The 13,732-nt window shown below is 61.8% G+C and carries 11 protein-coding genes and 1 pseudogene; 10 read left to right on the forward strand and 2 right to left on the reverse strand.

All coding sequences use genetic code 11. The features are described from left to right. Nucleotides 1-57 precede the first annotated feature (57 nt). Both GH665_RS06650 and GH665_RS06655 read right to left on the reverse strand, forming a co-directional pair. Nucleotides 58-447, reverse strand: a complete 390-nt coding sequence (locus GH665_RS06650) for a hypothetical protein (RefSeq protein WP_153135192.1) — start codon at nucleotides 445-447, stop codon at nucleotides 58-60. Between the two features lie 37 nt (nucleotides 448-484). Next, nucleotides 485-814, reverse strand: coding sequence for a phage protein NinX family protein (locus GH665_RS06655; protein ID WP_153135193.1), 330 nt, complete (start codon nucleotides 812-814; stop codon nucleotides 485-487). Between the two features lie 113 nt (nucleotides 815-927). Between GH665_RS06655 and GH665_RS06660 the strand changes: the two are divergent. The 10 genes and pseudogenes from GH665_RS06660 (at nucleotide 928) to GH665_RS06705 (ending at nucleotide 13,694) form a co-directional block, all read left to right on the forward strand. Further along, a pseudogene (locus GH665_RS06660) lies at nucleotides 928-1,848 on the forward strand (SOS response-associated peptidase family protein). A 1,567-nt stretch (nucleotides 1,849-3,415) separates the two neighbouring features. Beyond that, nucleotides 3,416-4,618, forward strand: a complete 1,203-nt coding sequence (locus tag GH665_RS06665) for a pyridoxal phosphate-dependent aminotransferase (protein ID WP_167530924.1) — start codon at nucleotides 3,416-3,418, stop codon at nucleotides 4,616-4,618. A 100-nt stretch (nucleotides 4,619-4,718) separates the two neighbouring features. Beyond that, nucleotides 4,719-5,903 carry an acetylornithine deacetylase gene (argE, locus tag GH665_RS06670; RefSeq protein WP_153135195.1) on the forward strand — a complete coding sequence of 395 codons (1,185 nt, stop codon included), beginning with the start codon at nucleotides 4,719-4,721 and terminating at the stop codon, nucleotides 5,901-5,903. A gap of 88 nt (nucleotides 5,904-5,991) precedes the next feature. Then, complete coding sequence (locus tag GH665_RS06675) at nucleotides 5,992-7,380, forward strand: MFS transporter (RefSeq protein ID WP_153135196.1); 1,389 nt, start codon at nucleotides 5,992-5,994, stop codon at nucleotides 7,378-7,380. A gap of 133 nt (nucleotides 7,381-7,513) precedes the next feature. Next, nucleotides 7,514-8,599, forward strand: coding sequence for a porin (locus tag GH665_RS06680; protein ID WP_153135197.1), 1,086 nt, complete (start codon nucleotides 7,514-7,516; stop codon nucleotides 8,597-8,599). Nucleotides 8,600-8,658: 59 nt separating this feature from the next. Continuing rightward, complete coding sequence (locus GH665_RS06685; RefSeq protein WP_153135198.1) at nucleotides 8,659-9,801, forward strand: aminotransferase class V-fold PLP-dependent enzyme; 1,143 nt, start codon at nucleotides 8,659-8,661, stop codon at nucleotides 9,799-9,801. A 49-nt stretch (nucleotides 9,802-9,850) separates the two neighbouring features. Beyond that, complete coding sequence (locus tag GH665_RS06690; RefSeq protein WP_153135199.1) at nucleotides 9,851-11,269, forward strand: amino acid permease; 1,419 nt, start codon at nucleotides 9,851-9,853, stop codon at nucleotides 11,267-11,269. Nucleotides 11,270-11,281: 12 nt separating this feature from the next. Then, a complete protein-coding gene (locus GH665_RS06695; RefSeq protein WP_153135200.1) occupies nucleotides 11,282-12,034 on the forward strand; it encodes an ethyl tert-butyl ether degradation protein EthD in 753 nt (250 codons plus the stop codon). After that, on the forward strand, nucleotides 12,031-13,128 hold the full coding sequence (locus tag GH665_RS06700; protein WP_217361868.1) for an LLM class flavin-dependent oxidoreductase: 1,098 nt from the start codon (nucleotides 12,031-12,033) through the stop codon (nucleotides 13,126-13,128). The genes GH665_RS06695 and GH665_RS06700 overlap by 4 nt, the downstream gene beginning before the upstream one ends. 11 nt (nucleotides 13,129-13,139) lie before the next feature. Continuing rightward, complete coding sequence (locus GH665_RS06705) at nucleotides 13,140-13,694, forward strand: flavin reductase family protein (protein ID WP_167530925.1); 555 nt, start codon at nucleotides 13,140-13,142, stop codon at nucleotides 13,692-13,694. Nucleotides 13,695-13,732 lie beyond the last annotated feature (38 nt).

Genomic DNA, 13,732 nt, shown 5'->3' on the forward strand with positions numbered 1-13,732 from the left:
ACATCATGCTTGCCGAAACATTGCAGATCAAAGCCGCACGACGGAATGCAGATGCCGCTAGCGACGTTTCCGGTGCGCCATCGCAGCCTGCCACGCGGCGCGGTCGACGGGATCGTCCGGATCGTAATCGAATCCCTCCGCACCGCCGGTCAATACTGGCGGCGTGCCAAATTTCCCTTTTCCTCCGATCGGGCCAATACGAAACATCTCCGCTTCGGCAACCGAGCATGCGTTTAGCAGTGGTGCAGCTTCGCCGGTGAGCCGCCCAAACTCAGCGCGGCGCGCGGCGCGCGCAGTTTGAGTGAGCAGCGTATTCAGGCAGGCCAAGGTTTGGCGGCCATGTTGAACCTCAAGGATCAATCGCCAGATAACTTCGTTTTCCCTATGCAGCCGATACCACTGGCGCAGCTCGTCGAGGGTTGGTGGGGTGAAGGGAGGGAGTGTCACAAGCGTGCGGACTCAATTTTATCGGCGCCGGATTGGGCTACGCCACTTCGGGGCCGAACCTCTTGTAAACATAGCAGCGCATGGCAGCCTCAGAAGCCGTGTCTCCCAGGCAATAACCATCCTCCGAAGGTGGCAGAAAACGCCCGTCTGATTCTCCGATACAGGCAATCGCCAGATTGCCAAGCTCGGAGTCACAGATTGATCCAACATATATGCGCTCGCGGTCGATGATCGGCTGGGCGAGCGCCAGGTCCGAAGAGAATTTCAGGACCGGTTCGCATTGGGTTGGCATTTTCAAATCCGGAATGCCCTCGGCGCGGCCAACCCAGTAGTCCAGCCAAGGCCCCTTCAAGTCGGATACGTACATCGCCCCTCCTTTCACGTAAGGTCGTCAAAATACTGTATGGATGTACAGTAGTATATCCAGGATTTTGACGTTTGCATCTGGCACTATCATTGGAAGGTTCGAGGGAGGTGTCTATGTGCTATTCGGCCCAGATTGAAGCGGACTACAAGAAGTACGTGAAGATGTTCGGTGCCGCCATGAGCCTCCGGGAGTTCGCGGAGTTGTACTGGGAGCATGGCGGGCGAGAGCTGAAACTCCCGCTGGCCATGGAGGCGGCGTTTTCGAAGGCCCAGACGGACGACGAGCGGAACATTCAGGCGCTGATTGCCGAAACCAAGGCGCTGCGCGCGACAAAGCTCGAACAGGAACTTTTTAAGCAGTGAACGCGGCTCACCGATGCTGAGCGCGTACTTGAAACGAAGACGACGAAAGCGGCCACTGAGAGCAAGCGGATCGCAACCGACAAGATCGATGCGGCGGTGCGCCGCCTCGCCGATCTGAACCGTACGAACATGAACGATTCCGACTCCCGGATCTATCCTGGCTGGTATGCGCCGGTGATGATCGTTCAGGACGGCCAGCGCGTCGTTGTTCCTATGCGCTATCGCTGCCGGTTACCGGGCTGGACTGAGACGATGGAGAGGGAGAAGCCGGGCACCTATAACGCTCGACGAAACAATCTGCGACGGGTCTGGGGAAAGCTGTTCGGTCACAACCACGGCATCATGGTCGTCAATCGCTTCTACGAGAATGTCGATCGCGACGGAACCAACGTCGTATTGCGGTTCGATCCGACGCCGGCGCAACAGATGCTGGTCGCCTGCCTGTGGTCTCGCACGCCGATACCTGGTGAGCCCGATCTATGGTCCTTTGCCGCAATCACAGACGACCCGCCGCCCGAGGTGGCTGCGGCCGGCCACGACCGCTGCATAGTGCCGATCAAGCCAGAGAACGTCGACGTGTGGCTCAACCCGGATCCGTCGAACCTTGCGGTGTTGTACGCGATTCTTGATGACCGCGAACGGCCTTACTACGACCATCGGATCGCAGCCTGATTTGACTGCGGCCGATGCATTCGCCAGATGGAGAACGGATTGAAGGCGATCGGTTCGCTTCTGGACCATGAAAACGTGATTTATGAGATTGACCGTACTAAGTTCGCATCGACAATGTGCACAAGATGGGCAAACAGTGCGAACTCGCACGCAACTTTTCCGCGGGCGCCTGACGTTCCGTCTAACGGGATCGGAGCTCGCAAAGGCTTAGCCAGCAAGCCGCGCAACGCTGGAGAGTGTCAAGAGCGGAAGTCATTTTTTCAAATGATGTTTGTAGGAAGGGCGGCACGGCGCGATTTTCTCGACGCAGCCCGTGAAATAAAATTTAAAAGGGTTTAGGATTGTTTCTGAGGGCAGCATAGTTTGTGCCTTCGAAAAAAAGCGGCACACCTTGGGTCTCGCGAACTTTCAGGTGTACCGCTCGACTACAACCTATTAGGAGTGCTTGTAATGCCAAACTTCTACATCATCATGTCGTGGCTATACGCAATGATGGCCGTTATGTATGCCTTCAGTGCGCTAAACCCTCACTGATCCATTCCGTGGAACTGGCGGCCTACTGCTCGGGCACAACTTCAATTTAACACCGGGCAGAGGCTTGTCAATAAGAATCGCTCCTGCGTGTCGTGTCGTGTTGGATTAACGTGCCTGCCGCTGGTGTAGATGAACCGATGTCTACGGTTGAACATTGACGCGTGATTGATCCTCAGCCTTCCAATCTGGCTGCGCAGTACGTCGTTCTTGACGGTCGGGAGCAGCGGGATTGTCGTTCCTTCTGTTCAGCGTTCCCATCGGAATCATTGTCTTCGCCCCCCCTTGCTTTGAGAACCTAAAGGAGCAAGGACATCAATTCACCCGCGTTCACAGGGACGAGATGGGTGTGGGTTTTTCTGCCCCAAACCTGCCTAACACTGTTCGCATGCACAGTATAGTGATACCTCGCGAAGCCTTATAGCGCCGTGCAAACCACGTCAGTAGCCTGTGCTTCCATACAGTGAGTAAGGACTTAAAATCCGCCGCTTCACGGCTTGCCGGTTCGAGTCCGGTCCCCGGCACCAGGTAAATCGCCTGGTAAAGATCCATCGCCATCTCCGCAGCAGGCGCCTTCACGCAAGCATAGTGCGTTCGAGTCGCTACCAGCTTTCCACCACCAGAAAACGAACCTCGACAGTGCTCGCCAACGCCATCGGCGGCGTTGACCCGCGGCCGCCGCAGTACTGACCATACGCGACCTGTTGAGATCGGTCCGGGTATCCGGCGTTTCCCGCTGACTTCTCCCTATCTGCGCCCTCCCTGATCCGTCTTCCTCTCCCGCAAGCCCCATGCGGCGCGACCTCCTTCCCGGCGCCGCACCTATCAGCAAGCGCCGCCGCCCTCCCTGCAAGTCAACCCCCACAAGCCTTCTGGCCCCCAACGGCCACCTATCCGTAGAGACCCCTAGCCGGGAAAAGCTTGACACCTAAATTATGTGCAAATAATCTGAATTCAGAATGTTGAATTTAGTTCGAAGCCCCGGGTTGGCGATCCCTCGTGGAGGATTGCCTCATCAAACAGGAAGGAACTAGCCGTGCCAGACGCATTGCAGGCTGCGCGCATCGTGAAGCCGACGATCTCAGCGCTTGAGGATTCACCCATCATCGACGTATGGCGGCTCGGGATCGACCGCCCGGACGTAATCGGCCTGTGGGCCGGCGAGAGCGACCTGCCGACCCCGGCATTCATTTGCGACGCGGCCAGCGCCGCGCTGGCCCAAGGCAAGACGTTCTATTCGCAAAATCGCGGCATCCCGCCGCTGCGCCAGGCCATTCGCGACTATTACGCGCGTCTGTGCGGCGTCGGGATCGACGATGGCCGGATTTCCGCGACATCGTCCGGTATGAATGCGGTGATGCTGGTCGCGCAGGCGATTGTCGGCGCGGGCGATAACGTCGTTTGCATCACGCCCTCGTGGCCGAACATCCTGCGCGCCATTTCGATTCTCGGCGGGGAAGTGCGCGAGGTGCAGCTCGGCCATGACGAAAGCGGCTGGTCGCTCGATCTGGAGCAACTGTTTGCGGCCTGCGACGGCCGCACCCGCGCCATCTATTTCGCTTCACCTGGCAATCCGACCGGCTGGATGATGGAACGCGCGGAGCAGCAGCGCCTGCTCGATTTTGCGCGTCAGCGCGGCATTGCGCTGATCGCCGACGAGGTCTATCAGCGCATTGTCTACGATCGCGACTACGCGCCTTCGATGGTTGAAATCGCGCAACCCGACGACCCCGTCTTTGTCGTCAACAGCTTTTCCAAAGCCTGGGCGATGACGGGCTGGCGCATGGGCTGGATGATCTTCCCCGAAAGCATGACGGCGGATTTCGAAAAACTGATTCAGTTCAATACGAGCGGCGGGCAGGTCTTCTCGCAGGAAGCTGCCGCACTCGCGCTGACCGAGGGCGAACCGTTCGTGAAGTCGTTCGTCGAGCGGTGCAGGCGCGGACGTCAGATCGTACTCGACCGTTTCGCGCAGATGCCCGGCGTGCAGGTCGTGCCCAATCTCGCGTCGTTCTACTTGATGTTCGAGATCGAAGGCGTCACGGACACGCTCGAATTCTGCAAGCGGGCCGTGCTCGAAGCCGGCGTCGGTCTCGCACCGGGGATTGCCTTTGGCGCCGAGTCGGCACACCAGATCCGGCTTTGTTATGCACGCAGCGACGCTAGCCTGAGCGAAGCCATGGACCGTCTCGCACCGTTTATCGCACGCGTCGCCCAGCCCGTCGTACAGACCGGCTAGCGGCTCTCGTCGCTGTTCTTTCTGACTCGCATCGATCGCAGGCGCCATGCGCCCGCGAGGGTGCAACACGCATGCAGTTTGACCGTATCGGGGATTCCAGATGACAGACGCTGCCAACGCCAGGCCCTCGCAAGCAACGCTCGATTGCCTGACTCAGCTGATCGGTTTCGACACCACCAGCCGCAACTCCAACCTGGCGTTGATCGAGTGGGCCGCGGACCGTCTCGAGTCGGCCGGCGCGACGCTTCGTTACGACTACAACGCGGAGCGCTCGAAGGCGAATCTGTTCGCCAGCTTCGGCAACGGGCCCGGTGGCGTCGTGTTGTCGGGTCATACCGACGTGGTGCCGGTGGATGGCCAGGCGTGGACCAGCGATCCCTTCGCGGCACAGATTCGCGACGGCCGTCTGTATGGCCGCGGCGCGTGCGACATGAAGGCGTTTATCGGTGTCGTGCTGGCGCAGGCCCAGCGCTTCGGCACGGCGAAGCTGCGTGAACCGCTGCACGTTGCGCTGAGCTATGACGAGGAGGTGGGCTGTCTCGGCGTGCCGGGCCTGATCGCGGCGATGAAAGACGCGGGACTGACGCCGTCGGGCTGCATCGTCGGCGAACCGACCGGCATGCGGGTGATCGCCGCCCACAAGGGCGGGCGCATCTACCGGTGCCACGTGCGCGGTTGCGCGGCGCATTCGTCGCTGACGCCAAAGGGGCTGAATGCGATCGAGTACGCGTCGCGAATCATCTCGCGCATTCAGGATCTTGCGGAGGAAGAAGAGTCGCATGGCGAGCGTATCGACGGTTTCGACGTGCCGTTCTCGACCATCTCGACCAACACGATCGAAGGTGGCAATGGCCGCAACATCATCCCCGCCGACTGCGAGTTTTACTTTGAGTACCGCTTCCTGCCGGGTGTCTCGCCAGACCGCTTCATCGACGCGCTTAAACACTACGTGGACGGCACCGTGTTGCCGAAAATGCGCGCCCGCAACCGGCTGGCCGACGTCTCGTTCGAATGCGTGGGCAACATTCCCGCGCTCGACGTAAGCGAGGCGGACGAAATTCACCGTCTTGCGATGGCGCTCCTCGGCGACGCGCATGGCCGCGGTGGCAAGGTGGCCTACGGCACCGAAGCGTCGTTCTTCCAGAACGCCGGGGTACCGGCAATCGTGTGCGGACCGGGTTCGATCGACCAGGCGCACAAGGCCGACGAGTACGTATCGCTCGATCAGCTTTACCAGTGCGAGCGCTTCATCGGCAACCTGATCGAGCGCGTGAGCATGACCTGAACGCGGCCGCTTCATCCGGGTTTTCGTTTTAACGCCGTCGTTTCCTTCGCCGTTCCATTTCGAGCTACACGACCAGCGACCAGCCTTCATGCCAACCGCCCAATCCTCACTGCCGATGCCTGACGCCATTGAAACCACACGCGACGCCGACCTGTTCCGCAAGGTGACGTGGCGGTTGATGCCGATTCTCTTCATCAGCTACATCGTCGCGTATATCGATCGCGTCAATATCGGTTTCGCCAAATTGCAGATGCTCGACGATCTGCATTTCAGCGCGGCGGTCTACGGTTTCGGATCGGGCGTGTTCTTCGTCGGCTTCCTGCTCTTCGAGGTGCCGAGCAATCTGATCCTGTACCGCGTCGGCGCCCGGACGTGGATCGCGCGAATCATGGTGACGTGGGGCGCGATTTCGATGCTGACGCTATTCGTGAAGACACCGGCGGCGTTCTACACGATGCGTTTTCTGCTCGGTGCGGCCGAGGCGGGCTTTCTGCCGGGCGTGGTCTATTACCTGACCCAGTGGTATCCGAAACGCCGGCATGGACGCGTAATCTCGCTGTTGATCACGGCAGCGGCGGCCGGCGGCGTGGTCGTCGGTCCGCTGTCCGGCTGGATGATGGACGTGTTCACCAACGTCGGCTCGCTGCGCAACTGGCAATGGCTGTTCCTGCTGCAAGGCATTCCCGCGCTGATCGTCGGGGCGGTGGTCTTCATCGGCCTCGCGGATTCGCCGGTCAAAGCGAAGTGGCTGAACGCGGCCGAGCGGGAACGCCTGCTCGCGATCGTCGAAGCGGACCGTAGCGGCACGCATCAGCGCGCACGCATCCGGGACGCGTTCGGCGAAAGCAAGGTCTGGTTGCTTGGCGCCGTGCTCATCGCGCTGAATCTCGGCATCTATGCGGTGGTGTTCTGGACGCCGACGATCATCAAGGCCGCCGGCTTTGTGCACTACCGGACCATCGGTCTGATCTCCGCGATTCCCTATCTCGCCTCCGGCGTGGCGATGCTCCTGCTCGGGCGCAGCTCCGATCGTTTCGGTGAACGGCGCTGGCACATCGCCGGTGCGTGTGTCGCCGGGGCAGTGGGACTGGTTTTCAGTGTGGCCTTCACCGGACGGCCATTGTTCTCGATCGCGGGCATCGTGCTCGCCACCGCGGCCTTCATCGGTGCGACGCCGCTGGTGTGGGCGCTGGCCTCGAATTTCATGAAGGACCGCGCCGCGGCAGCGGGTTTCGCGCTGATGAACGCGCTCGCGGCACTCGGCGGGTTGTTCGGCCCCTACCTGATGGGGGTTGCCCAGGACCTCACCGGCAACACGGCGATATCGATGCTCGGCGTGGCTGCCTGTGCGGTGGCCGGCAGCCTGATCGTGCTGTTCCTGCCCGCGCCGCAGCGCCTCGCGGACGTGCACGCAGCACGCTTGAACCCGGACGCAGGCGATGCGCGTCAGGTCACGGATCACAGCAGGACGCAGTAAGACGCGCGGCTGGGCGCGCAGTTAGACGATTCGTTTTGAAAAGCAGCCGGTTCACCCGCCGACGCGCGGTGCTGTGGCGCGTCTCCCTCAATTCGCCTGACGCATTCGTCTCACCCTAACCTGATCGCGATCGATGAAACCGACGCCTAAAAAAATTGCCGCCACCACGCTCCTCGCCGGCTCCTGTGCCGGCATGTCGATGGCCGCACACGCGCAAAGCGCAGTCACGCTGTACGGCATCATCGATGCCGGTATTACCTGGGCCAGTAACGAGGGCGGCCATTCCGTGCCGTTTCTCGACACTGGTGTCATGCAGGGCAACCGCCTCGGCTTCAAAGGAGTTGAAGACCTGGGCGGCGGCATGAAGGCCATCTTCGACCTCGAAAACGGCTACCAGTTGCAGAACGGCAAGCTGGGGCAGGGCGGCGCGCTGTTCGGCCGCCAGGCATGGGTGGGATTGTCCGGTGACCGCTGGGGCGTGCTGACCGCCGGGCATCAATACGACTTCATGTGCGACACGCTCGAGTCGTACTACACGCCGACATGGTCGGCTGGCGGCTACGCGAACAATCCGCTCGATAACGACCGGATGAGCGGGCAGCGCGTCGACAACTCAGTCAAATACATGTCGCCCGATCTGGCCGGTTTCAAGCTAGGGGCGATGTACGGCTTCTCCAACCTTGCCGGCGATATCAATGGCAAGGGGCGCACCTACAGCTTCACGGGTGTCTACTCGCGCGGCAACTTCAGCGCGGGAGCGGCCTATACGGAGATCGCCGGAACCACCCTCGATATTTCGCCGCTGGTGGGTTCGGCGGCGCCGGTCAATGTCGGCGGCAGCAAGCTGCGGACATGGGGCGCGGGCGCGGACTATCAGTTCTCAAAAGTGACGGTATACGGCGTGTACTCGCAGGCGCAGTACGAGTCGGCGAACGGACTGCCTGCCGCGATGTTCCGCAACTACCAGGGTGGGTTCTCCTATACGAACGTCGCGCAGGTCTACGGCATTGGCTATGGGCTGACGACCCTGGGGGCGAACAAGTACCACCAGCTGAATCTGACCTTCGACTATTTCCTGTCGAAACGGACCGACGTGTATGTGCAGTCGATCATCATGCACGCGACCGGCGACTCCGCCACCGCGGCGATCATCAGTATTCCTGCCTCGTCGAGCGGCAATCAGGTGTTACTGCGGCTCGGCATGCGCCACAAGTTCTGAGCGCTGGCGCAGCGGCCAGATCCCTATCTTCTATCGCAGCACCTCACACACACGTATTCATGCAACCGAACACAAACTCATCGCCGGGCACGCACGACGGCTGGCTCATGTACCACTCGGTCGGCCTGTTTCCCGATCAGGAAGCGGTGGTGCGCGACGCGCTGGCGCAGTTCGCGTCGAGCTGGTGCGCACCGGGTCTCAAGCGCTGGGACGAGGGGCTTGCCGCGCGGCAAGGCGTGCTCGACAACTGGGCTCGCCTCGTCAACGCGCAGCCGCGCAACGTGTTCGCCGCCGAGAACGTCACCGAAGCATTCGGGAAGTTTGTGGCGGCGCTCGGTACGCGGCTAGCCGGCCGCAAAGTGCTGATTGCCGCCGATTGTTTTCCGAGCCTGCATTTCCTGTTGTCAGGTCTTGCCGGCAGGCTCGGCTTCACGCTCGAAACCGTGCCGCTGGCAGCCGGTGCGTCGTGGGTCACAGACGACGCTTTCATCGATGCGTGGCGCGACGACGTCGGGCTCGCGGTCATCACGTGGGTCACGTCGACCGCGTCGAAGCGAGCCGATCTCGACCGGCTCGTTGCGCACGGCCGCAAGCAGGGCAGCCTGATCGCGGTCGACATCACGCAAGGCGCGGGCATTCTCGACTTCGATGTAACCAGGCCGGCAGTCGATTTCGTCGCGACAACCACGCTTAAATGGTTGTGCGGGGCGCCCGGCACGGGGCTCGGGTATGTGTGCCCCGCCTTGCTCGACAGCGGACTCGCACCGCAGATGACCGGCTGGTTCAGTCAACCGGATCCGTTCAACTGGGATATCACGCGCTTTTCGCTGGCGGCGGAAGCGCGCCGCTTCGACACCGGCACGCCGTCGTTCCTGCCGTTCGTGGCGTCGGCACCGGGCATCGCGTGGCATTTGTCCGGCGCGTCCGACGGGCTGCGCGAGCGCAATCTGCGCCTGTGCCGCGCGCTGATCGAGGTGCTCGACGCCAAGGGCTATGTGCTGCATTCGCCGCGTGCCGACACGGCCCGCGGCGGCAGCGTGATGGCGGTGGTGCCCGCGCATATCGAGCCGCAAGCGCTGGAAGCAAGCCTCGTCGAAGCGGGTGTCGTGGTCGATACGCGTGGCCGAGTGATGCGCTTTTCACCGGGCGTGCTGACGCACGATTCGATCGCGAGCCGGCTCGCAACGCTTTTGCCTGACTGATCCGCGTTTCTGTCGACGTGGTTTTGCGCCTGTTTAAGGGAGTCTTCAGATGGAAGTCACACCCGTAACAAACCGGGAAGCCGGCCTCGAAAAAGCACTGAGCCAGCGCCAGATCACGATGATCGGCATTGGCGGTGCGATCGGCACTGGGCTTTTCATGGGCAGCGGTATTGCAATCGGTTATGCCGGCCCTGCTGTGCTGATCAGCTATGCGATCGCCGCACTGGTCGCGGTCATTATGGTGTTCAGTCTCGCGGAGATGGCGGTTGCCCATCCGTCGGCAGGGTCGTTCGGCACCTATGCGGAGATGTATCTGAACAAGTGGGCCGGGTTCGTCGTGCGTTATACGTACTGGGTGATCGAGGTCGTCGCGGTGGGCGGCGAGGCGATCGCGGTCGGCATCTACATGGGTTTCTGGTTTCCCGGCATACCGGTCTGGTGGTGGTCGCTCGCCTTCGGCGCGGTGCTGGTCTATGTGAACTGCCGTTCGGTGACCAACTTCGGTTCGTTCGAATACTGGTTCGCGCTGATCAAGGTGGTTGCGATCATCGCCTTCATCGTGTTCGGTCTTGCCGCGATCTTTGGCTTCGGCGGGCTGGGGATATTCGGTGCAGGCGCGCATACGGAACCGGTGGGTATGCATAACCTGACCGGCTTACCGGGCGGCTTCATGCCGCACGGCTTCAGCGGCGTATGGATGGGCGTGCTGATGGCGATCTTCTCGTTTTACGGTGTGGAAGTGGTCGCCGTGACATCGGGTGAGGCGCGCGATCCGCAGAAAGCGATCCCGCACGCGTTGCGCTCGATGGTGCTGCGTCTCACGCTGTTCTATCTCCTCGCGCTCGGCATCATGATTACCTATCTGCCGTGGACGGAGGCTGGCGCGAAGATCGTGCAGCAAAGTCCGTTTGTCAGGTTGTTCGAGCATGCGGGCGTGCGCCATGCCGCCGGGTTGATGAACTTTGTCGTCGTTACCGCGGCGCTGTCCAGCATGAACACGAACCTGTACCTGTCGTCGCGGATGATGTTCTCGCTGGCCCGCGGCGGCTTCGCACCGCGCTGGCTGGGCACACTGACGGCGCGCGGCACGCCGCTCGCGGCCACGCTGGTGTCCGGGCTCGGCGTGCTGGTGGCCGCGCTCATCTCGTTCCTGAGTCCGCTGGCGTACAACTATCTGTTCGGTATCGCGCTGTTCGGCGGGATCATGGTGTGGATCGTCATTCTCGTCACGCACCTGCAGTTCCGGCGTGCATGGCGCGGCCGCAAGCTGCCGGTGCGCATGCCGTTCTTCCCGTATGCGCAGATTCTCGGCATTGGTTTGCTGGCTGCCATTCTGATCACCATGGGGCTCGATACCAGCTTCTGGAACATTTCGTGGATCGTCGGCGTGCCGTGGCTGCTGCTGGTGTCGCTCGTGTACTTCATGTTCCGCAAGCGGCTCAGCGGACTTGCCGCTGTATCCACCTGAGCGGGTCCCGTCATGCAGATCAGCTATTTCCTGTTATGGCATGCGAGTAGTGCACGGCCACCGGTGCTCGACGTCGAAGCAGCCTATCGATGCCTGCATGCCTGGTCCCGGGATGTGCCGCAATTGACGCGGTTTGTATTGCATACGCGCGGTGCGGCCAGCGACCCTTACGGTGACGATGTCGGCGGTCCGGCTCTCGTCTTGCAATGCTACTTCGACAACCCCGTGGCGCTCGACCTCGCGCTTGCCGGCAACGGCGCATTCGAGCGCCTGCTGCAACACGGCGTGTTTCGCGATCTGCAGGAAGTATCGGCATGCGAGGTGTCGCAGCAGGCGATGCTCGCGCGCCGCTATACGCCGCCCGCTGGTGAGGCGCCATGTGAGACGCAGCGTTGCACCTATCTGGTCGCATACGAACGCGGCACGGCGTCATCCGCTGGCTTCGACGCGTGGCTCGCGGATTATCTGACGCATCATGTGCCGCTGCTGCAAGCGTTGCCCAGTCTGCTCGAGCTGGAGGTGTACACGCCGATCCACTGGCCGAGCGCGTTGCCCTTTCCGCGCGCACAAGCCGCGCAGCGCAACAAGGTTGTATTCGCCGACAGCGCCGCGCTGACCGACGCGCTGCATTCACCGGTGCGGCACGCGCTGCGTGAGCATTCGCGCCATGCGCCGTCGCTGGGCGGCGACAGCACCCACTATCCGATGACAAGCCGCTCGCTGCAACTGCAGTTACGGCAACTCGAACGCAGGGAGACAACGTGAGCCTGACTCCGAATCCAATGCATGGACCCAACCCCTTCAAGGTCGGGGTTTTTTCGGCCAATGCCGACGGCGGTTTGAGTTTCACCACCGTTCCCGAACGCTGGCGCGCAAGCTGGGACGACGTGCAGCGCGCGGCGCAGATCGCCGACCAGGGCGGTCTCGACTTTTTCCTGCCGATTGCGCGCTGGCGGGGTTTCGGCGGCGCGACCGACGTGCGCCAGTGGTCGTTCGAAACGTTCACGTTTGCCGCCGCGCTCGCCGCGGTGACGCAACGCATCGCGTTGTTCATGACGGTTCACGTGCCGCTCGTGCATCCGCTCTATGCAGCCAAGGCGCTGGCCACGGTGGATCACATCAGCCATGGGCGCGCCGGGCTGAATATCGTCTGCGGCTGGAACCCCGACGAATTCGCGATGTTCGGCATGCAGCTGAATCCGGAGGGCTACGCCCAGGCTGCCGAATGGACGGAGATTCTTCAGCGGCTCTATACGTCGGCGGAGCCGTTCGATTTCGACGGCCGTTTCTATCAATTGAAAGAGGCGATTTCACGGCCGGTGGCGGTGCAGACGCCGCGCCCGGTGACGATGAACGCCGCGTTCGGGCCGCCTGGGCGCGACTTCGCCGCACGGCATTGCGATTGCCTGTTCACGACCTTTTCCGAACTCGATGCAGGGCGCCAGCACATCGACGATATTCGTCAGCGCGCGCAGGCGGTGCAACGCGAGGTTCTCGTCTATACGGTAGGGCATGTGGTTTGCCGTGAGACCGAAGCGGAAGCACGTGCCTACTACGACCACTATTCGCGCGATCATGCGGACGAAGCCGCGCTCGATTACCACATGCGTCAGAAGAAGGGTTTCAGTCAGAGCCATGACGACGCGGCCTACCGTCTCTACCGGCAGCGGTTTGCGGCGGGTACAGGCACCTTCCCGCTGGTCGGCACGCCGCAACAGATTGTCGATACGCTGGTGCAGATGCATCAGGCCGGATTTGCCGGCGCGGCATTGTCGTTCGTGAACTATGTCGACGAATTGCCGTTCTTTTGCGAGCGAGTCGTGCCGTTGATGCGCGAGGCCGGCCTGCGAGTCGATTGATGAGGCACACGATGAACCCAAGCTCCGAAACGCTTTCTCCCACGAACCTGCCGGTAGCCGAGGTGTTCCGCGCCGGCATGCGCCGTCTTGCTGCCGGCGTGTGCGTGGTGGCCGCGCGCAATGCGCAAGGCATACCGTTCGGCGTCACGGCGACCGCGTTGTGCTCGCTGACGATCGAACCGCCCGCGTTGCTGGTGTGTGTGAACCTCAGTTCGCCGCTCGCGCAGTGGCTGACAACGGGGGCCCGTTTTTCGGTCAATCTGCTTGGCCATGAACATGAAAGCCTGGCGCGCGTATTCGGCGGAATGGCCGGTGTGCCACGCGAAGCGCGCTTCGATCATGGTGAATGGCGCGAAGGGACGGGCGGCGCGCCCCATCTCGCGGATGCGCTGGCGAATTTCCAGTGCAGCGTTGCGAGAACCACCGACTACGGTACGCATCGCGTGGTGATAGGTGCGGTCGATGCGGTGTCGCTGGGCGAGGCCGGGGCGGGGCTGGTCTATCGCGACGGGACATTTCATCCTCTCCCCGCGAAGCAGGCCAACGCTAGCGCATCTACTGCTTGACTAACGCGTCCCTTCACCATAATCTGAATTCAGAATTC

The sequence above is a fragment of the Paraburkholderia agricolaris genome (genome assembly GCF_009455635.1).
Classification (GTDB): domain Bacteria; phylum Pseudomonadota; class Gammaproteobacteria; order Burkholderiales; family Burkholderiaceae; genus Paraburkholderia; species Paraburkholderia agricolaris.